The sequence below is a fragment of the Paenibacillus sp. NPDC058177 genome (assembly GCF_042883835.1).
Lineage (GTDB): Bacteria > Bacillota > Bacilli > Paenibacillales > Paenibacillaceae > Paenibacillus_AQ > Paenibacillus_AQ agri.
This window is the reverse complement of sequence record NZ_JBHVVB010000005.1, coordinates 129,923-150,916: the sequence shown is the minus strand read 5'-3', so window position 1 is coordinate 150,916 and position 20,994 is coordinate 129,923. Positions and strand designations below refer to the sequence as shown.

Annotated in this window: 13 protein-coding genes; 10 read left to right on the top strand and 3 right to left on the bottom strand. The window is 47.3% G+C overall.

What is annotated here, in order from left to right; all coding sequences use genetic code 11:
* Positions 1 to 90: 90 nt before the first annotated feature.
* The gene (locus ACFVU8_RS20165) at positions 91 to 1,932 is read left to right on the top strand and encodes a methyl-accepting chemotaxis protein (RefSeq protein ID WP_387429679.1); all 1,842 of its coding nucleotides are present in this window, start codon (positions 91 to 93) and stop codon (positions 1,930 to 1,932) included.
* 59 nt (positions 1,933 to 1,991) lie between these two features.
* Here ACFVU8_RS20165 and ACFVU8_RS20160 read toward each other — a convergent pair whose 3' ends face one another.
* Entirely contained in the window at positions 1,992 to 2,873 is an 882-nt protein-coding gene (locus tag ACFVU8_RS20160) for an NAD-dependent epimerase/dehydratase family protein (RefSeq protein ID WP_387429676.1), read from the bottom strand.
* A gap of 36 nt (positions 2,874 to 2,909) precedes the next feature.
* A complete protein-coding gene (locus ACFVU8_RS20155) occupies positions 2,910 to 3,641 on the bottom strand; it encodes an RNA polymerase sigma factor (protein WP_387429674.1) in 732 nt (243 codons plus the stop codon).
* A 183-nt stretch (positions 3,642 to 3,824) separates the two neighbouring features.
* Here ACFVU8_RS20155 and clpP point away from each other — a divergent pair, with 183 nt between their 5' ends.
* Entirely contained in the window at positions 3,825 to 4,406 is a 582-nt protein-coding gene (gene clpP, locus ACFVU8_RS20150; RefSeq protein WP_066372121.1) for an ATP-dependent Clp endopeptidase proteolytic subunit ClpP, read from the top strand.
* Positions 4,407 to 4,437: 31 nt separating this feature from the next.
* Positions 4,438 to 4,644: a hypothetical protein gene (locus ACFVU8_RS20145; protein ID WP_387429672.1), complete on the top strand. Its 207-nt coding sequence runs from the start codon at positions 4,438 to 4,440 to the stop codon at positions 4,642 to 4,644.
* A gap of 43 nt (positions 4,645 to 4,687) precedes the next feature.
* Here ACFVU8_RS20145 and ACFVU8_RS20140 read toward each other — a convergent pair whose 3' ends face one another.
* Positions 4,688 to 5,683 carry a LacI family DNA-binding transcriptional regulator gene (locus ACFVU8_RS20140; RefSeq protein ID WP_387429670.1) on the bottom strand — a complete coding sequence of 332 codons (996 nt, stop codon included), beginning with the start codon at positions 5,681 to 5,683 and terminating at the stop codon, positions 4,688 to 4,690.
* A gap of 279 nt (positions 5,684 to 5,962) precedes the next feature.
* Between ACFVU8_RS20140 and ACFVU8_RS20135 the strand changes: the two genes are divergently transcribed.
* The 7 genes from ACFVU8_RS20135 to ACFVU8_RS20105 all read left to right on the top strand — a co-directional run bounded on the left by ACFVU8_RS20135 (position 5,963) and on the right by ACFVU8_RS20105 (position 20,989).
* Positions 5,963 to 7,711 (top strand): glycoside hydrolase family 13 protein, encoded by a 1,749-nt coding sequence (locus ACFVU8_RS20135; RefSeq protein WP_387429667.1) that lies wholly within the window; start codon positions 5,963 to 5,965, stop codon positions 7,709 to 7,711.
* Between the two features lie 235 nt (positions 7,712 to 7,946).
* Positions 7,947 to 12,293 (top strand): S-layer homology domain-containing protein, encoded by a 4,347-nt coding sequence (locus tag ACFVU8_RS20130; protein WP_387429665.1) that lies wholly within the window; start codon positions 7,947 to 7,949, stop codon positions 12,291 to 12,293.
* A gap of 721 nt (positions 12,294 to 13,014) precedes the next feature.
* On the top strand, positions 13,015 to 13,287 hold the full coding sequence (locus ACFVU8_RS20125) for a hypothetical protein (RefSeq protein ID WP_387429663.1): 273 nt from the start codon (positions 13,015 to 13,017) through the stop codon (positions 13,285 to 13,287).
* A gap of 366 nt (positions 13,288 to 13,653) precedes the next feature.
* A complete protein-coding gene (locus ACFVU8_RS20120; RefSeq protein ID WP_387429660.1) occupies positions 13,654 to 17,232 on the top strand; it encodes a M14 family metallopeptidase in 3,579 nt (1,192 codons plus the stop codon).
* Positions 17,233 to 17,717: 485 nt separating this feature from the next.
* Positions 17,718 to 18,113 (top strand): GntR family transcriptional regulator, encoded by a 396-nt coding sequence (locus ACFVU8_RS20115; protein WP_175370422.1) that lies wholly within the window; start codon positions 17,718 to 17,720, stop codon positions 18,111 to 18,113.
* A 10-nt stretch (positions 18,114 to 18,123) separates the two neighbouring features.
* Positions 18,124 to 19,497 carry a DUF5808 domain-containing protein gene (locus tag ACFVU8_RS20110; RefSeq protein WP_387429657.1) on the top strand — a complete coding sequence of 458 codons (1,374 nt, stop codon included), beginning with the start codon at positions 18,124 to 18,126 and terminating at the stop codon, positions 19,495 to 19,497.
* Between the two features lie 292 nt (positions 19,498 to 19,789).
* A complete protein-coding gene (locus tag ACFVU8_RS20105) occupies positions 19,790 to 20,989 on the top strand; it encodes a saccharopine dehydrogenase family protein (protein ID WP_175370424.1) in 1,200 nt (399 codons plus the stop codon).
* Positions 20,990 to 20,994: the final 5 nt, after the last annotated feature.

Sequence of the window (20,994 nt, the reverse complement as noted above, 5' to 3'; positions counted from 1 at the left end):
GGAACATTTAATATCTGGCTCCTACAATCAATATGTGTTGGTAGAATGTACCTACTGGCACATGAGGCTTTTGATGGAGGGATGATTCTTTTGAAGGTAACCCGCATGCATCTTTCGATGAAATGGAAGCTGATCCTGAGCTTTTCCGCTGTAGCACTGATTTTTTTAGGGGTGGCCGTTTACCAGGGGTACAAAATCAATCAGATCGAGAAATCCATGGAAACGCAAAAAACAGAGATGGAAAATAGAATCACAGTCTCTACGCTTACGCAGCTGCTGCAGGAAATGAAGAGTGTGGAAGCCTCGCTGGCCGGGACAAGTGATCTGGAATGGGCTGATGCTTTCAAGGAGAAGGAGAAGAAATTATATGCGGAAATGGCTAAAGTAGAGTTTGGATCGGGTACACCCGCACAGGAGGGACTGCAGCAATTGCAGGGCCATGCCAAAGAGTACACGGGCGTTGTCGACGAGTTGGTTCAGACTTTGAATGACAGCAGTCTTGATCCGATGACCGTTCTAGATAAAATCGATGAACTACATACGAAGGCACAGGAGCTAAACGGCATCATGCTGGAGAGCAATGGGAAGCTGTACGCTGCGGCGGCAGAAAATGCCGAGCAAGCCCAAGGAGTGTCCTTTGATCTGCTGAAGAATACCAATGCAGTTGTGCTCTATGCAGCTATCTTTGTCTTGATCTTCACCTTTGTGATTGCTGTGGTGCTGATTCGTTCGTTCCTGAATCCTGTTCGTAAGCTGCAAGCGGCATTACGCAAAATATCCGAAGGAGACCTGAGGGAACAAATCAATTCTCCATATAACGATGAGCTTGGGCGTTTAAGTCATCATTTTGACCATATGGTGGGCCGGGTTAGAGAAATGCTGCAGCAGACACAGACGGTGGCTTCTTCTCTGGCGGATTATTCGAATTCTTTCCAGCAGTCGTCAGCTATTACTGCTCATACGAACCAGGATATCGTCAGAACAATCCAGGATATTTCATCCGGTGCTGATCAACAGGCCGGGCAGTCTGAGCAGAGTGCCGGACTGATTCAGGAATTGGAGCGCGGCATTCAAGAGATCACGGAGTATACAGAGGTCATGTTGACGACCAGTGAAACGGCCAATCTAAATACACGCAGTGGTTCGGCAGCGGTAACCGCCCTTCGGGAAGTTTCGGGGCAGTCCCGTCAATCAGTGGGCAAAGTGTATCATACGCTGGACAGGCTTGCTGAACAGTCGCGGGATATTTCGCGTATTACCCAGACCATCACGGAAATTTCCAGCCAGACGAACATTTTGTCACTGAATGCTGCGATTGAAGCTGCTAGAGCCGGGGTGCACGGCAAAGGTTTTGCAGTGATCGCAGATGAGGTTAGACAACTGGCCGATCAGACGAAGGTTTCCTCAGGGCATATTCGCGAGATTATCGCTGAACTTCAACAAGGGATGGAAGACTTCCAGAAAGATATGCTGGAGACACGCGGGAATCTGGAGGAGCAAGAAGAGAAGGTTGAAGAGACGCTGGCATCTTTTGTGGCGATTGACCAGTCGATTGCCGAGATCAGCAAACAGATCGGCCATATTCATGACAAGGTGGATGAGACGCGCGGGATGAATACCCGGCTTGCCGAGTCTGTGCACTCCGTGGCTGCTATTGCTGAGGAGACAGCGGCAGGGGTACAGGAAGTGAATGCTTCCAGCATTCAGCAGGATCAGTCCATCGCCGCCATTGCCCGGCAGGCAGTTGATATTCATGAAATCTCACAGAAGCTGTTCCAGGAGATCAATGTGTTCAAAATAAATAGCGGAAGCGATTCGGTCAATCATTCCGAATCACTTCCGCTAGGGAAACGGGTAAAGGCGGAGAGCAGTGATGCTGCATCTTCGGCTACGGAAACCGTTGTTCCTTACCCTAAAGCAAGTTCAGCCTAGAGCCGGGCTTGCTTTTTTCAAATATTACCCGGGCAATTTTTCGCTATAATTTGACAGTTTCACTCATATGAACGATTTAACGAAGTGATCAGTTCTGGCATCCATGTAGCCAGGTCGAGGAAGGAATATCCTGCCGACCTGGCTTTTGTTGTGTCCATAAACCACGGCTGGCGGATATAGAATGGAGAGCTATGCTCCGTTGGAGCCTCTTCCACAATCATAGCCTTTTGCCCGACGACAGTTTCAATCATGCTGAGCAGTTCGCCCATCTGCAGGGCGCCATTCGAGCAGGCATTGACAGGTCCGGTGATATTGGAACCCCCTAGCCAATACAGAAAATCTGCAGCTTCATCGGAACGGATGAAGGACATTTGCGGCTGGGGATCAATTGCGATGGGTTCGCCCCCGCGGATATGTTCAATATGAAAATGCAGCCGGCGTGTATAGTCGTCCGTGCCAAGCACAATCGGAATCCGGACGGCAGCTACTGGAAAAGAGGCACGCTGGATCAGAACGGCCTCGGCCAGTCTTTTGCCTTCTTTATAGCTAAAGTCCTCTGCTTCACCATATTGCAGCGGGTACGCCGCCGCATCAAAATCTTCTTCAGTGATCATCCGATCACTGAAATCATAGACCGACAGGCTTGAGGTGAGGATGTAACGCTTGGCTTTGCCGTCAAATATGTTACAGGCCGCTGCGGCATCGTTAGGTGAAAAGCAGATGTTGTCATAGACGACATCCCATTCCCGGTCCCCTACCGCGTCAGCCAGAGCGGCTTGATCCCTACGGTTAACGTGAACTCTGCGGACACGGTTACCGAAGGAGTCTGCGGTTTCCCCGCGTGTCATGATTGTCACTTCGCAATCTTTATCCTCCAGGAGGCGTTCCACCAGGCGTTTGCCAAAAAAACGTGTTCCTCCAAGTACTAATATATATCTCATCATCGCTCTCCTTGCAGTCCCAGTATTTGAATTAGATTAAGCGATCATTCTCATCTCAGGCTGTCCTGTCCAGCCAGTCGCTCCGTAGCCTCCAGCGGTGATCGTTTGGCCAGATGATACAGCCACAGCAACGACAGTATCCCACACCGTATCAAGCATCGACAGTCGGATCAATTCTGCAACCTGTCCTTTCTCGTAGGCGGCGGCAAGACGCTGGAGGTGAAGCAGGTAGTCTGAATCTTCCCGCCAGCGCGGCCCTTCATCTGCTAGCTCTTTCCGTACGTCTGGCAGGGATTGGCGTGCCCGGTGCAGTGCAGCCTTGACCGCACCTTCCGTGGTGTTCAGCAGCTCCGCCGCTTCCAGGGCGGAATGCCCAAGCACATCGCGGAGCAGAAAGACCGTTCGCTGCAGCGGTGAGAGATGCTCCAGCAGAGCCTGGAAAGCAGCTTCAGTTCCGGCGGTGCAGCTGTCTTCCATACCTTCTGCCGCTGGAGGCTGAAGTCCCAGAATTCGGGCGAAGGTCATCTTGCGTCGTACAGTATCTATCCATGTATTTCTGGCGGTTCGCAGAAGCAGTGCCTCGATATTTCTGTGCTCTGCTTTTTGCAGATAGCTAAGTACTTTGATCCAGGTATCCTGTGCGAGATCTTCCGCATCCCAAGGTGATTGGGTCAATGAGAGACAATAACGCTTCAGGGCAGCTTGCAGCAATGTGGTCATATGGGCATCCGGCATCATTCCGGCAGGTTGATCATTAAAGGTCATCATGTGGACCATCTCCTTTTTACAGCAAGGTGGAATTCTGTTCCTTCTTAATAATAAACGAATAAAGTATCGATGAAGATACGCAGTCGGCAAAAAAAATTGGCGCGGGCGGCGTATCCTTTCGGGTCCCTGGGACGTTTACGGGTCAGAACACAAAACATAATTGAGAGATGGAGGCAATATACAATGAGTTATGTTCCGTATGTTATCGAACAGACCGGCCAGGGAGAACGATCATATGATATTTATTCCCGGTTGCTGAAGGACCGGATTGTATTCGTCGGGTCGCAGATTGAAGATGGAATGGCTAATAGTATCGTAGCCCAGCTGCTCTACCTCGCGGCAGAAGATCCGGACAAAGACATTCATATGTACATTAACAGTCCCGGTGGTGTCACTACCGCTGGCTTCAGTATTTACGATACGATGCAGTTAATCAAGCCGCAGGTGAACACCATTTGCACAGGAATGGCCATGTCCTTCGGTTCTTTACTATTGCTATCCGGGGCGAAAGGAAAACGGTGTGCGCTTCCGAGCAGTGAGATTATGATTCATCAGCCAAGTGGCGGCGCGCAGGGGCAAGCCAGTGATATCGCCATCAGCGCGAAGCGTATTTTGCAACTGCGGTCCAAAGTGGTTCAGATTACAGCTGAGAGAACGGGGCAGTCCGTGGAAAAGGTCGAGAAGGATATGGACCGTGATTTCTTCATGACCGCTGAGGAAGCGCTGGAATATGGAATTATCGACAAGATTATTACTCATCTGTAAAAAAACTACTGTAAGAGAAGGAGGAAGTATTATGGTGGAAGCTTTAGAGGGAAGAGAAGTCGCAATACATTTTCTTGACGGTACTAGTGTCAGAGGCGGAGTGCTGAAGGAAACTGGAGACAAGTATCTTAAATACGTAACAGAATATCAGGAGATGTACATCCCTATCACATCTATTCAGGCCATTACGCTTGATATTAAGGAGCATGTGCATCCGCGGATAGGTTTTGCTCAATAATCTTCATGTGATCTAAAAAAATGGGCCAGGGAAGTTAACCTCCCTAACCCGTACTTTCCCGAATCTTCAAATGATGCGCCACATTGGCATGGCTGGGGGAGACCGCCTCGCCCTTGATCAGCTTGATCAGGGTCCGCGTCGCGGTTCTCCCTATTTCTGTGCCGGAATATTCCACAGAGGACAGCTTCGGGCGGACAAGGGAGGCCACATAGCTGTTGTCAAAACCAAAGACAGCCACATCCTCAGGGATGCGCAGGCCGCTGTCGATGAGATAATTCATCGCCCCCACCGCCATCCAGTCTGTCGAGCAGAATACGGCTGTAGGTTGCTGCCCGCTACTCAGGATGTTTTTCATAGCCAGCCGCCCGTTTTCCACCGAGAACCCGCTTTCCACAACCAAGCTCTCATTGATATGTATCCCCGCATCATCAAGTGCCTGCCGGTAACCACGGTAACGATCGCCCCCAACTGCACTTTCTCCAGCCGCACGAATCATAGCGATGCTACGATGTCCCTTTTGGATCAAATAGGTTACCGCTTCATAGGAAGCAGTGATGTTGTCCAGATGAACAGAAGGTAAGGAGGGAATCTGTGAAGCTTGCCCGGCCAGAACACAAGGCGCGGATGAAGCGGCGATAAGCTCCATGTGCTCTTGCTGCGGCATCGAACCGACCAGAATATTTCCCCGCGTGCCAAGACGTCTGAACAAATCCAGATAGTGCAGCTCACTCTCCATACTACTGTCCGTCAACCCTACGATCACTTCATAGCCATATAACTCCGCGAGATTGCGAATCCCGAGATTGAAATCATCCAGCACTGTATTGTTGCTCTGCGGAATAATGACACCGATCAGATTGTCATTGCTGCCTCCGGCGCTACCTCCAGTGAGATCAGGCCGGTAATTGGTTTGCTTAATGGCGTCGAGCACCCGCTTGCGTACCTCATCGTTGACGGGCTTGCTGTTATTGACCACCCTCGAAACGGTGGAGATAGAGACATCGGCCATTTTGGCGATATCTTTAATGGTTACTTTCACTTCAGATCACCATAACTTTCCAGGCTTGTTATCCAGTTCTCATGCGACACCAGCATATCATGGAATCCCGTTAGAATCCAAAGATATGTGTTGACCGGGAAAATAAAAAATCCTATAATGATCGCTATGGGAAAATAATTTCCTGTTGATTTTATGTTTTTTTACCGAAAATAATGTATTTTTGATGTGATTAATAAGTTTATAGGGTGTTTTGAATGAAAATCAGGAAAAAATTTTCCTGACTAAACTTAAACCGTAGTTATTTAAAGGAGCGTATACATGAATAGAGCATGGTGGAAAGAGGCTGCAGCCTACCAGATCTACCCGAGAAGCTTTATGGACAGCAACGGAGATGGTATCGGCGATTTGCAGGGGATCATTTCCAGACTGGATTATTTGCAGGACCTTGGGATTAATGTCATCTGGATTTGCCCGATCTATAAATCCCCTAATGATGACAATGGATATGATATCTCTGACTATCAGGACATTATGGAAGAGTTCGGCAGCATGGAGGACTTCGATCAACTGCTGCGTGAGGTGCACGCCCGGGGGATGAAGCTCATTCTGGATCTGGTCATTAACCATACCTCGGACGAGCATCCGTGGTTTGTTGAGGCGCGTTCAGGCAAGGATAATCCGAAACGGGATTATTATATTTGGAGCGATCCGGTCGATGGCCATGAGCCGAACAACTGGGAAAGTATTTTCAGCGGCTCTGCGTGGGAGCTGGACGAGATGAGCGGGCAATATTTCATGCATGTCTTCTCCAAGAGACAGCCTGATCTTAACTGGGAGAATCCGGAGGTTCGCCAGGAATTGTATGGTATGGTCAACTGGTGGCTGGACAAGGGGATCGATGGTTTCCGGGTGGATGCCATTTCACATATCAAGAAGGTAGCGGGCTTTCCTAATCTTCCGAATCCTAATAACCTCCCTTATGTTCCATCGACAGACGGTCATATGAACCGGGAAGGCATTCACGAGTTTTTGCAGGAACTGAAGCAGGAGACTTTTGACCGCTACGATATCATGACAGTTGGCGAAGCGAGTGGAGTAAGCGTTGAGCAGGCGGAGCAGTGGGTGGGTGAGAAGCAGGGCAAGTTCAATATGATTTTCCAATTTGAACATTTGGCCTTGTGGAATAAGAGTGTTACCGGCGGGCTTGATATCATTGCGCTAAAATCCGCTTTGTCCCGCTGGCAGAAAGGGCTGGAGGACCGGGGCTGGAACGCGCTATTTATCGAGAACCATGATCAGCCGCGTTCTGTCTCCACTTGGGGGAACGACGGCGAATACTGGCTGGAATCGGCCAAATCGCTGGCAACGATGTATTTTCTCATGCAGGGAACTCCGTTTATTTATCAGGGGCAGGAAATCGGGATGACGAATGTGAGATTCGACTCCATGGATGATTACGACGATGTGGCAATGAAGAATATGTATCGCATTGAGACCGCAGCCGGTCGTAGCCATGAGGAGATCATGGAGGTCATCTGGAAGAACGGACGTGACAATTCCAGAACACCGATGCAATGGGACGGCAGCGAGAATGGCGGTTTTACCAGCGGGAAGCCGTGGATGAAGATCAATCCTAACTATTTGGAGATCAACGTCGAACGTGCGCAGCAGGACCCGGACTCCATTTATCATCATTATAAAAAGCTTATCGCGCTCCGGGCGCAGCATTCAGTGGCGATCTATGGTACCTATGATCTGCTGCTGGCTGACCATGAATGCATCTACGCCTATACCCGTACGCTTGGCGCTGAGAAGCTGCTCGTGATGTCGAATCTGACTGCCCAGGAAGCTCTGTTCGATTTGCCTGCAGAATTACACTTCGATTCTCATCAACTGATGCTGCATAATTATGCTGTAGATTCGGGCGGATCTATCGAGACGGTAGCTCTGCGGCCTTACGAGTCTCGTGTCTATCTGTTGGCGGGTGTGCCTGCTGATCAGGAGAGTACGGATGCTAACGCTCCATTGCTGCCAAGTGATTCCTCTGTCTTAACTGAACCTGTGTAGTAGGTATTTCAAAATCCTTCGACCATGCGCTAACTTGTGTCGGAGGATTTTTTTTCTGTTAAAAAGGATGCGCTATTCCATTTATTGGTGTGCTTGTTCAAATAGTGTGTAAAGGAAGCCCTGTTTTGCAGGTTTTTTTTACGTTCTCTTGAGTTCCTTCTCACATAGTGAACACATTGGGTTGTTACCATAAACCGGTACATAAATAAAAACACCACGTATAGGGGAGGCCCAAATGAGTAAGTTGTTTAAAAAAGCGGTATCGATGACACTAGCCCTGATTATGGTATTGGGGATTGCAGCGAACGGATTTACCGTTTATGCAGCGGATAATAACGAAGGTGCAGACCTGCGGGCGTTGGCACTTCAACCTCTGACATTACTGGAAGGCAATGCTTCATGGAAGTATCTCGATAACGGTACCGATCAAGGTACAGTATGGCAGGCTGTCTATGATGATTCCACTTGGAAATCAGGACAAGCTCCACTAGGGTACAAAGATGATGGCAGCGGAGTCAGCACCTCCGAATTTGGCCCACTGAAAACAGAAATTAGTTACGGCGGAGATAAATCCAATAAATATATGACGTCCTATTTCCGTACTAATCTGAATGTAAATACTGCTCAGCTTGGTGCGTATAATCGGATCATGGGATCTTTCGGATTCGACGATGGCATGATCCTGTACTTGAACGGCACAGAAATTTACCGTGAAGGTATGCCGGCAGGCCCTGTCAATTACTTAACGAAGAGCACGCTTAACAATGGTAATCCCAATACGGCGAAAGTCGATCTTACAGAGATTATTAAGGCGAATCTTCAGGACGGAAACAATGAGCTTTCGGCTGAAGTGCATCAGGGCAGAGGATCCAGCTCCGATCTTTATTGGGCGATGAGCCTGATTGCTTATCCTCCAGTGGACCCTGTGGTTCCGGGTGCAGGAAAGCCGGAATCGATTGCCCTGACATTCAACGGCAATCCGCAGACTAGTATGGGATTTGCCTGGTATGCATCGGAGACGATAACGGGCACCAAGCTGGAGGTAGTAGAAGCCTCGAAATTAGTTGATGGTCAGTTTCCGGAAGCCGGAGTCCTGAGCTTCGAGGGAACATCCACACCTGCCAGCGTGTTTCAGTCCAAGGCGGACAAAACTGCTAACAAAACCAAAGTAATCACCAGCCATAAAGCGCTTGCGGAAGGCTTGCAGCCGGGGACAGCCTATGCTTACCGTGTTGGTGATGGACAAGCTGGAAACTGGAGTGATATCGGAACATTCACCACAGAAAAAGCTGACAATAAGGCATTCCAATTCCTCTATACTACGGACTCTCAGGGTACTAGTGAGGCGGATTTTGATATCTGGAATCATACGCTGCAAGAGGGCCTTGGTAAGTTCCCGGGTGTGGAATTCATTCTGAACTCCGGCGATTTGGTGGATAACGGTGATCTGGAAGAGCAGTGGGGATGGTTCTTTGATAAGCCAAAGGCCATTTTGAAGAATACACCACTCGTTCCACTCGTCGGTAACCATGAGAGCAAGAACTACAGCAACTATGCAGGACACTTTAATCTGCCAAATGTGTCGAACACAGGCGCTAAGCCGGACGGCTCAGTGTATGCGCTGGACTACGGCCCTGCACACTTTATGATCATTAACACCGAATATTATGGCACAAGCACCAACGCTGCCAATAATGAAATCTACTACAAGCAAGTAGAATGGCTGCGCAATGAAGTAGCCAAGACAGATAAGAAATGGAAAATCGTGCTGTTGCACAAATCGCCATACTCTGTAGCCAGCCACACGAAAGACGCTGATGTTCTGTTCTACCGGACTCAATTAACGAAGGTGTTCGACGAACTGGGTATTGATATGGTCATTGGCGGGCATGACCACACTTATACACGCAGCTATCAAATGCTAAACAATGAACCGCTAACGGATATCGTACCGGATGCGGACGGTGAGGTTAAAGATCCAGGCGGTACGCTGTATCTGATTACGAATGCTGCTGGTAACAAGAAATATAACGTTAACGAGAAGGCGGGTCCATTCCCTTTTGCAGCTAAATACGAACAGCCTGGCAAGGAAATGTTCACAGGTGTAACGATTACAAGCGACAAGTTGACTTTCCAAGCTTATACAACAACTACCGGTGGAACAACGGATCTGTATGATCAATACAGCATTCAAAAGTCGGATGTGAAGGTTTCTCCTGTACAGCAAGCCCAAGCGGTTGCTGGTGAAGAAGGAAAGACGACATTGACATGGAATGCTCCAGCTTCCGGTTCACCGGTATCTGGCTACCGCATCTATGAGAAGAATGATCTGGTATCCCCTAACTGGAGTACACTAGTTCCGGCTCAGGACGGAGTAACCTCTTACAGCTACACAGTGGATAACCTTGATGCATCGAAGAACTATCAGTTTGTAATTAAAGCGGTAAGCGGCAGAACCAACTCCGCGGGCGTGATCGCGGCGCAACCATCCGTGGACAAAGTGACGGTAACCTTTAACGGTGACCCTACCAGCGCTAAAGGCTTCACTTGGTATACACCGCTGGTGTCCAAGGGAAGTGATCTGCAAGTAGTAGAGAACACTGGAACTACCCCGGACTTTACGCAAGCAACCAAGTTTGCAGGCCGCTCATCTGTCTCCACGAATGCTAAGGGAGAACTGGTGCATAAAGCGGAAGCGACTGGACTTAAAGACAATACGTCGTACTACTTCCGTGTAGGTGATGAGACATTGGGTATTTGGAGTGCGGCTGGAACCTTCCGTACTGCAGCTAAATCGGGGGCATTTACCTTCGTTGATCTAGCAGATACTCAAGCAAAATCAGAAGATGAAGCGATCCTCTCTGCCGAGACGCTGGCTAAAGCACTGAAGACGGTGCCGAATGCTGAATTCGTGGTTCATAACGGAGATATTGTAGACACAGGAACCAATGAGACGCAATGGGATTGGCTGCTTGGCCATTCGCAGGATAGTCTGCTTAACACAACCATTGCCCCGTCGGCAGGTAATCATGAAGATAAAGCGAATGCCTTCTATGAGCATTTCAATATTCAGGAAGCAGCTGGTTCAGCGACTGTGACTGGCGCGTACTATTCCTATGATTACAGCAACGCTCATTTCGTGGTCCTGAACAGCAACGAAAATTCCGATCAATATGCTAACTTCAGCAACGAGCAAGTAGAGTGGTTGAAGAAAGATGTACAAGAGGCCCATAAAGCCGGTAAGCGCTGGATTATTGTGAATATTCATAAAGGCCCATACACAACATCCAATCACGCAACGGACAAAGATATCATGGGCTCGAATGGCGTAAGAACTAAAATTGCTCCGATTATGGCCGAGCTGGGGATTGATTTTGTCCTGCAAGGACATGACCATATCTATGCCCGTACCAAGCCGATTAAGGCTGACGGGACTGCTGCAGCTACAGAGAAGATTACAGAAACGCTCGCTGGAAAAACTTTAGAATACACGGTTAACCCGGATGGTTCAATCTATCTCATTCCGGCAACAGCGGGAGCAAAGGTCTATTACAAGAATCAAAAGCCTGCCCTGGGAGAGGCTTATTATAACCTCTTTGAAGTGGCAGATGAGAACCATGCCGCTCCATACGGTCCTGACCCAAGCGACAACACCCGTCCTAAGCGCGGTCAGGTTCAGAACTTTGTTGGCATCACTGTAGATGGTGACAAGCTGACTGCCGTGACGTATGAGATCGACCAGAACAAGAATAATGCAGAACCATTTATCATTGATCAGTTTGGTATCATCAAGAAAGAGAATGACGGCGAAGTACCAACTAATCCAACACCAACACCTGTAGTGCCAACGCCTACACCAGTGGTTCCGACACCGACGCCAACACCGACAACTAGTCCGACAACAGGAGGATCTGCACCGTCTGTACCAACGCCTTCACCTTCGGCTAAGCCATCGGCTACTCCGTCGGTAGCTCCAACGCAGACGCCTGCACCGACAAATGCGCCAGCAACCAATGGTGGAAGCACGGATGTGCCTGCGAAGCCTGTGTTGACGGATACTGGCAGTCACTGGGCAGCAGCAGCTATTCAAAAGGCTGTTGCAGCCGGATTCGTCAATGGTTATGACGACAACACATTCCGTCCGAACAAGGAAGTGAACCGTGCCGAGTTCATCACGATGCTGGCCCGTGCATTGCAGCTTCCAGAGAACAGCGATAGTGCTACCTTCAAGGACTTGGATAAAATTCCGGCATGGGCGAAGTCCTATGTAGCACAAGCGGTATCTAAAGGGATTATCAGCGGATACAATGACGGATCTTTCCGTCCAGAACAGAAGCTGACTCGTGCGGAATTGACGGTCATGATCGTACGTTCCCTGGGAATTACTGTGGACCCTAAAGCTAAACTAACCTTCGCAGATGCCAAAGATGTACCGGCATGGGCTGCTCCTTATATTGCAGCTGCTGCGAGCGAAGGTCTGGTAGGCGGAGTTGGCCAGAACCAATTTGCGCCTAACCGGACAGCAACACGAGCAGAGGCAGTTACGATCATCCTGAATTTGCTTGATAAAAAAGCGGAGTAATCTGCGCTGAACGAGTATGATATTAACAAGCTGTTCCTGACACTTAGGGACAGCTTGTTTTTTTATATGCGTAGGTATGGTTTTACGGGGCTATTCTTGAGTATGACGTTATGAATTATTATTAGAATTCCCGAAGTGGAATTAACGGCATTTTTGTACCTTAAATACTCTGCCGCTGAGGGTTAGTGGTGATTAACGGCATTTTTGTACCTTAAATACTCTGCCGCTGAGGGTTAGTGGTGATTAACGGCATTTTTGTACCTTAAATCTTCCGAATTATCCCTTTAAGCGTACTTTTTCGGAAAATAAGATACAATAATGCCCTTATTTCCCTAATTCACCTATTTTCGATGAATATAAGGTGCAAAAATGCCGTTAGTTGGGGATGAAAAGCATTGTTTCACTGTTAAGACGGGGAAGGGGAGGGGGAATTTGCGTCCTGAAGCCTTAACTTCACCAGAATCAAGTCTGCTCTTCAGTTTGGATTTTAATTTCACTTCAAAATTAGCGATTGAAATCAGGTAACAGCTTAGGCTTACGGGGGCGAGCTTTCCAGCGAAAAGCTTTTAGGCGAATACTTTCTCTCTTACAGTTCACCCTCCCCTTCATTCTTTCTCGTTTCTTGTGGCTTGTTATGTCGAATGTAGTCGGAAATTTAGAATTAATGACTCATACAGATTTTGGATATGACATGTTAGGCTGATATAAGAGGGGGATTTAAATGAATGTTTATCTAGTTGCGATTCTGATCTTTATTATTTTGTTCAGCTTATTTTTTAACATCTACAAGAAAAAACAAAGAGAAGGCAGTAAAGCACCGGATGTGATTATAATTTTAGGGTTTACCGTAGCTATCGTTATGGTAGTGACTCAGGCATTAATATATGGTGCTGGGGCTTGGACTTGGAATACAACAATACTTGTAATTGCGTCAGTTATCGGTATTGGGCGTATCCTTTTCAGTTGGAGCAAAGCCAAGAGAAATAGAGTGTAAAATATTACGAAAATGTAATTATTTAAATCTGGAAAATAGTCTTCCATTCAATGGAGGGCTATTTTTGAGGGTGTGTCCGCATAGAGATTATATTATTTTAGCTCAGCTGAAGAAAATATATTAAATTTTTTTAATATATTTTAATAAAAGTGCTTCCGAAATTGAAACAAATGCTATATTATAGTATCTCATATGAATAATAATAGTTTATTCTGCATATTAATCCGGTTCTTACATGGGAGTGTCAGTTTTCCGGATGGTTTAGAAGATATGCCGGAATGGAGGAATGCAAGGATCATAGCTTCATAGAGCCGAGATGATGCTTCGGCCAGAAATCTATCAACACGAACATACAGGGGGTTTACCATGTCTAAAAGATTATTATCCTTATTAATTGCGTTTACCCTGGTGATGTCAGGACTGCTTCCCGCAGCCTATGCCGCACCAGAAGTAAGTGAGATTGCACCGCAATCTGTAACAGCACCTGCAGCTGACATAGCAGGGTCTTCCGAAGGGACATCCCAGCCATCGGTAACATCGGAAGTCTATGCGCCACCTACAATATCCACTGAGGTATACCAAGCTTCCATGACGGAAGCCAGAACACTGGAAATCACGTTCGATCTTCCGCAAGGCACAACCACTGACCAAATCATCTGGAACTTCGGCAGAAATGCAGAAGAGATGAAGCCGCTGGCTGCTTGGAAGAAATGGAATAATGACTCTAAAGTTAGAGATTATACGGGAGACCCATTCATTAAGGTGACTTATGAGCCTGTCTCTGGTTCTACTGTCAAAGCACTGGTTCATTTTGACCTTTTGTATGGTGTCAATTTGTCGCTCTCCGGGATCCGTGCAGAGTATGTGAAGCGTGCAGGTATTTACAACCTGGAAGCCTCCATCCCGTCCGGACATGTTGTGGCAGTGCAGCAAGTAAAGCTGAACCCGTATGATACCTATCATACATACGATGAGATTAAACCGGCGATTGACCGTATCACTGCGCCGAGCAACAATAAATATAACCGCTACGTAGAGTATCAACAAATTGGTACCTCAACCCAAGGCCGTGCGATCCACTTCTCCATCGTGGGCAAAGACAAGGCTTCTGTGGACCAATATTTGAATGAAACCTTGCCACTGATGATGAATGACCCTGCCGCATTGCAGGCGAAGATCAGAAGCGGTGAACTGAAAGACTATAAAGTACCTATCTGGCTGAACAACATTCATGCTGATGAAGCTAACGGGGTAGACGTGATCATCAAGTTCCTCGACACCCTGATGACACAAAAAGTAGTATCGTATGACACAACTGACGATAAAGGCAATGCCAAAAAAGTATCGTTGGATATTGATACGGCATTAGATAACGTAATCTTCCTTCTGGATTATGTAGAAAATCCGGATGGCCGTGCGTTGAACACACGCGCAACATCTACATTGCTAGACCCGAACCGGGATAACTCTTACCAGACTCAACCGGAAACAAAAGCAGTAACGGCTCAAATCGCTAAATGGACGCCACTTAGCTTCCTGGATATGCACGGATTTGTCAGTGGTTTCTTGATCGAGCCTTGCACTCCGCCACATGATCCAAACATCGAGTATGACCTGGTATTGGACAACATGGTTGATCAGGCACATGCTATGGGGAATGCTGCGATTGCGAATACCAAATATGATTCCTATCATGTTCCTTACGAAGAAAGTGAGAAATTAAGGGAAGATCCGAACTATAAAGGTGCTTCCGGTACCTATGTAACAGGTTGGGATGATGCTTCCCCAGCGTATACAGCAGTATATGCAATGCACCAAGGTGCAATGGGACACACGCTTGAAGTTCCTGAGCTGAACGAAGATTCACTGGATGCTTTCTACTACGCTACTCTGGGAGCAACAAGCTATGTAGTGGACAACAAGGAGAAGCTGTTCCTGAATCAGCTGGAAATTTTCAAACGCGGCATCAATAATGAAGATAACAAAGCAGTTGATAAAAACTTGATCAATGCGAAATACGAGCCGATCGGCCGTCCGCGGGGCGAGAATGCAAACTTCTTCCCTGAGTATTACGTGCTGCCAGTTGACAAGAACCTGCAAAAAAATGAGCTGGAAACGTACAAAATGGTACAATACCTGCTTCGTAACAACATCAAGGTAGAGCAGACCACCACTAGTGTTACTGTGGGTTCTGTCACTTACCCAGCAGGAACCTATGTCGTGAACATGCATCAGGCCAAACGCGGATTTGCGAACCTGGTTCTGTATGATGGACTCAACGTATCCGACTTCAATGAAATGTATTCCGATACTGTACAGAATTTCGCGGACATGCGCGGTTTCGACCGCCACATTATCCGCACTGCTGATGCTTTCAAGGGAATAACAAAGCAAGTTACCAGTATTGCAATTCCTAGCACCAATCTGGATAGCTATCCATTCGAGCAAAGCTACGTAATCCGTAACAGTAACAATGATGCGATCAAAGCAGTAAATGAGCTGCTGGCGAACAAAAAAGCTGTAACTCTGCTCGAAAAAGACGGATATGGATATGAAAAAGGAAGCTTCCTCGTCTCCAGATCAAACTTAAGAACCGTTGCTTCCAAATATCTGCTGGATCTTGTGCCATTCAATCCGGATGCAGATAAGACAGGTAAGCTCTTGAAGGCTCCAAGTGTCGCCATTGGCGGTGCACCTGGCTTCATTGTGGCTGATCTTGGATTTAAAGTAACAACAGATACCGCAGCAGCCGACGTTCTTGTGAACTCGGGAACCAATCTGATTACTTCCGGTAAACCGTTTATCGGTTATGGTAGAAGTATTCTGAGCACAGTCAAAAATCTTAAGGTTCTGCCTGGTCTGGATTATTCTAACCCAGTCAACGCAGCTGGCAGAGCTGACGCTCATGAAGGATTGTTTAAGGCGGTTATCTCCCAAGATAACGTAATTACAGCGCCTTACGCAGCTTCTGAATACCTGTACACTGTGTCGGCGGCTTACATCACTGCCGTTCCAGAGGGTGCAGAAGTGCTGGCTAAATACGGCAACGGCGATGATTTCTTCAAAGCCGGCTGGTGGCCGAACAGCAGTGCTGCTAAGGACCAAGTATTGGCTCTGAGCTACAAGCAGAACAACCTGAATGTAACATTGTTTGCTAACGACCTACTGAACAAATATCACCCGCAGAACCAGTTCCGTTTGCTGGCTAATGCGATCTATGCTTCTTCTCCGGCTGCGACTGAAGCAGACGGTATGGACAATGGTGGTTTGGAGACACCGCCGCCAGTGTCATCGGGTGGCAACGGACCTGTTGCAACACCTGCACCATCAGCAACGCCTGCACCAACCGCAACACCAGCTCCAACAGTTCAACCGTCTGCGCCTGCAGCAACGCCAAGCTTCACTGACCTTAGTAAAGTGGTTTGGGCAACAGACGCCATTAAGGAACTGACGGAAAAAGGTATTATCAAAGGTGTAAGCGACAATTCATTCGCACCACTGAAAGAAGTTACACGTGCTGAATTCATCACCATGATCGTGCGTGCCTTCGACCTGCTGGATGAGAATGCCGCTGCTTCCTTCAGTGATGTTAAAGCAACGGATTGGTCTTACAGCTACATCGCTTCCGGGGTCAACAACGGCCTGATTAACGGTGTAGGTGGAGGCAAGTTCGATCCGAAGCGTGCGATTACACGTGAAGAAATGGCGATCATTGCCGCCAATGCCCTGAAGAAATTCAAAGGCAAGTCTGTAAACGACGCTGACGCGACCCTGGCAACCTTTAAAGATAAAGGAAGCATTGCTTCTTACGGTAAAGAAGCGGTAGCGCTGCTTGCCCAAGAAGGTATCGTTAAAGGTTTGACAGCCGACACGTTCGGACCAAAAGGTGTTGCCAACCGTGCCCAGGCTGCGGTTATCATCAGCAATCTGATTAACCTGAAGTAATAGAATCAACAGATAAGAATGAAGGATGTCCCAAAGCCGGTTATGGCTTAGGGGCATCCTTTTGCTTTGTATAAGTGTAATTAACAGCATTTTTGTACCCTAAATACTCTGCAGCTAAGGATTAGTGGGAATTAAGGACAATATTGTACGTTAATTTCCCTTGAATAGTCCTTTTAAGGTTATTTTAGGAGAACAAGATACAATAATGACCTTATTTTCCTTTTTTGCCTCTTTTAAAGAAATTTAAGGTACAAAAATGCTCTTAGTTGGGGAGCTAGAGTCATTTTCCACTGTTAAGAAGACTGCTGCGGGGCATCGGAGTGTTGCGGCTAAAAGCTAAAGCCCGAACTTCACCAGAATAACGCCTGATCTTCTGTTTGAATCTTAATTTCACTTAATACAATAGAAAAAATTTACTTTAAGTATTATTTGTATTAGAGTATGTGATACAAATACCCAATTAACAGCTATAACAGGGAGGCTCTATGATCATTACTCTGGATTTTAAAAGCGAGCTTCCGATCTATGTCCAACTCCGCAACGAAATCGTAATCGGGATAGGTTCGGGAGCACTGGCTTACGGCGAAAAATTGCCAACCGTCAGGCAAATGGCCCAAGACCTTGGTGTGAACGCGATGACGGTGAACAAGGCCTATGCCATTTTGAAGAATGAAGGATTTATCTCCATTGATCGCAGGCACGGGGCTACGGTCATGCCGCTGGCGGCGGGACAGGCGGAATTTAAAGCGAAGCTTGAGAATGAGCTGCGGCTGGTCATCTCAGAAGCAAGCTTGAAGGGAATCCCCCGCGACGAGTTTATGCAGATGTGTACTTCCATATTTAGTGCGGTGACGTTTAAACCAAATTCTATTTCAGAATAGGGGGACTTCTATGCAGATTCTCTTTTTGTTCATAGGACTTTTAATCTTCACGATTATTCTGGTCACTTATGCAAGTCAACTTAAGCCCAGAGAAAGCCTGTGGTTTGGTGTGAGCCTGCCGGCTGAAGCGATGGAGGATGAAGAACTGACGCGTCTGCAGGTGACAAGTAAAAAAAGGTTCGCTGCCTATAGTGTATGGCTATTGCTTGCTTTGCTGCCGCTCCTGTTCCTGACTAAGTACGTCTCACTGGCTTATATCTACACGATGGTCTGGGGAGCTGTCATGATGTATGTACTTCGGATTCCCTTTCTGAAAGCGCACCGGGCAGCCAAGGAGATCAAAGTGAGAAACGGATGGTTTGTCGGAGAGAAAAGGGTTGTCCGTGTGGATACCAAGCTCTCGCTGCTTAAGAAGCGGATGATGATTTCCCCATTTTGGTTTATAGTGCCTGCGCTCATTGGTGCTGTTCCATTTATGATAGAGGGGCAGGGAGACTGCGATAACCGGGTGATCGGAGCGGTTGCATTGGCGACGGTGGCACTGATGCTTATCGTATTTCGGGTTTTTGGCAAAATGAAACCAAAGGTGTTCAGCGTGGACAATGAACTTAATGTGAAACTCAACAGGATCGTCCTGAGGTACTGGTCACTGCTGTGGCTTGGCCTCGCCGTTCTAAACAGCGTTAGCGCTGTTTCGCTTGCCTATGCTCTTCAGAGGGAGGTCTCCCCGGGGAATGCAATATGGATAGCGGGCGCTCTGATCATTAGCGTTCTGCCTGTGGCCGGTATTTTGCTGGTACACCACAAAGTGCAGACGTTATCGGCGGACATCGCTGGGCAGGGAGAAGGCGCGGTCTTAGTTACCGATGATGATGAGTATTGGATTAATGGGACTACATATAATAACCCGAACGACAGCTCATTTATGGTACCAAAGCGGATAGGGATCGGCACAACGATTAACACGGGGACAAAAGTGGGTAAAAGCATATATCGCAGTCTGTTTGTATTTTTGCCAGTTGTCCTTATCGGGACGGGCTGGATGACTGTTCAGGCAGAATTTTCAACTCCACACTTTGCGTTGGGCGAGAACCGACAGGTGAGTATTGAGTATCCGCTGTACAACTATAGCTTCAATATAAAGGATGCTGAGGAGATAAAACTTGTGGATGCTTTGCCGCGCGCACGACGCACAAATGGGATCTGGGTGGATACAGTAGCTATAGGCAACTTCAAGCTTGACACCTACGGGAAAACTAAAATGTACACGTATAGAAATTCTCCGCCGTATATTGTGATCAAATTGCCGGATATCTATGTGGTGTACAATACCAAAGATCCTTCCCAGACGAAGAAGATTTTTGCCGATCTGCAGGATAGGTGAGTTATATCATTGAATTATGAAAAATTCGTATCCACTGGTGGGTTACTGTGATACAATAGTCTAGTTGTCTAATTTTAGTTCTCGCCGTATGGATTTTTTGAATTTAAAAGTAATAATCACAGGAAAACAGAGCATTTCAGTGTATTTCGGTGAATTGTAGAGTATTAACAGTGAAACTCAAAGATTTTACTCAAAAGATATCATTTTTTGTCGGTTTTTATTGATTATTTGGGAACTATTCTGTATAATCAGCCTTGTTGATTTTGCATATGGAATTTAGGAGGTTATTAATTTGGGAAAAGCGTTAATTATTGGCGCTGGCGGTGTTTCCAGTGTTGTTGTTCATAAATGCTGCCAGAATCCGGATGTGTTCGAAGAGATTTGTATTGCAAGCAGAACGGTTGCGAAGTGCGACGCGCTGAAAGATAAATTAGATGGTGGCCGTACGAAGATTCAGACGGCACAAGTTGATGCGGACAATACGGAGGAAGTTATCGAGCTTATCAAGAGCTTCGGGCCGGATGTTGTCATTAATGTGGCTCTCCCTTATCAGGACCTGACCATTATGGATGCCTGCCTGGCAACCGGTGTTCACTATGTGGATACTGCAAACTACGAACCACAGGATACTGCGAAGTTCGAGTACTCCTGGCAATGGGCTTACAAGGAAAGATTCGAGAAAGCTGGCCTTACAGCGCTGCTGGGCAGCGGCTTTGACCCAGGCGTGACAGGCGTGTTCACAGCCTATGCACAAAAGCACTACTTTGATGAAATTCATACGATTGATATTGTGGATGCCAATGCAGGTGATCACGGTTACCCGTTCGCAACCAACTTCAATCCTGAAATAAATATTCGTGAAATTACCGCAAACGGACGTTACTTCGAGGATGGCAAATGGATCGAAACGCCACCGTTGTCTGAGAAAAAAGTATATGACCTTCCGGAAATCGGTCCAAAGGACATTTACCTGTTGTACCATGAGGAATTGGAATCCCTCGCAGTTAACATCAAGGGCGTGAAGAAGATCCGTTTCTGGATGACCTTCTCGCAGAACTACCTGAATCACCTGAAGGTGCTTGAGAATGTAGGTATGACTTCCATCGAGCCGATTGTATATGAAGGCAAAGAAATCATTCCTTTGCAGTTCTTGAAGGCGATTCTGCCAGACCCAGCTTCCCTGGGACCAAGAACTAAGGGTAAAACAAACATTGGCTGTATCATCCAAGGTACTAAAGACGGCCAACCTAAGACTTACTATGTATACAACGTATGCGATCACCAAGAGTGCTACGCAGAAGTAGGCTCCCAAGCGATCTCCTACACAACAGGCGTACCGGCGATGATCGGTGCAATGATGATCCTGAAAGGCATCTGGAACAAACCAGGCGTATACAACGTTGAAGAGTTCGATCCAGACCCATTCATGGAGCAACTGAACAAACAAGGATTGCCTTGGCAAGAAGATTTCTCGCCAACGCTGCTTGACTAAGGCCA

Coding starts and splice junctions, on each gene's coding strand:
- ACFVU8_RS20160 (WP_387429676.1), bottom strand. CDS start 2,873: ATGAGATATATATTAGTACTTGGAGGAACACGTTTTTTTGGCAAACGC.
- ACFVU8_RS20155 (WP_387429674.1), bottom strand. CDS start 3,641: ATGATGACCTTTAATGATCAACCTGCCGGAATGATGCCGGATGCCCAT.
- clpP (WP_066372121.1), top strand. CDS start 3,825: ATGAGTTATGTTCCGTATGTTATCGAACAGACCGGCCAGGGAGAACGA.
- ACFVU8_RS20145 (WP_387429672.1), top strand. CDS start 4,438: ATGGTGGAAGCTTTAGAGGGAAGAGAAGTCGCAATACATTTTCTTGAC.
- ACFVU8_RS20135 (WP_387429667.1), top strand. CDS start 5,963: ATGAATAGAGCATGGTGGAAAGAGGCTGCAGCCTACCAGATCTACCCG.
- ACFVU8_RS20130 (WP_387429665.1), top strand. CDS start 7,947: ATGAGTAAGTTGTTTAAAAAAGCGGTATCGATGACACTAGCCCTGATT.
- ACFVU8_RS20125 (WP_387429663.1), top strand. CDS start 13,015: ATGAATGTTTATCTAGTTGCGATTCTGATCTTTATTATTTTGTTCAGC.
- ACFVU8_RS20120 (WP_387429660.1), top strand. CDS start 13,654: ATGTCTAAAAGATTATTATCCTTATTAATTGCGTTTACCCTGGTGATG.
- ACFVU8_RS20115 (WP_175370422.1), top strand. CDS start 17,718: ATGATCATTACTCTGGATTTTAAAAGCGAGCTTCCGATCTATGTCCAA.
- ACFVU8_RS20110 (WP_387429657.1), top strand. CDS start 18,124: ATGCAGATTCTCTTTTTGTTCATAGGACTTTTAATCTTCACGATTATT.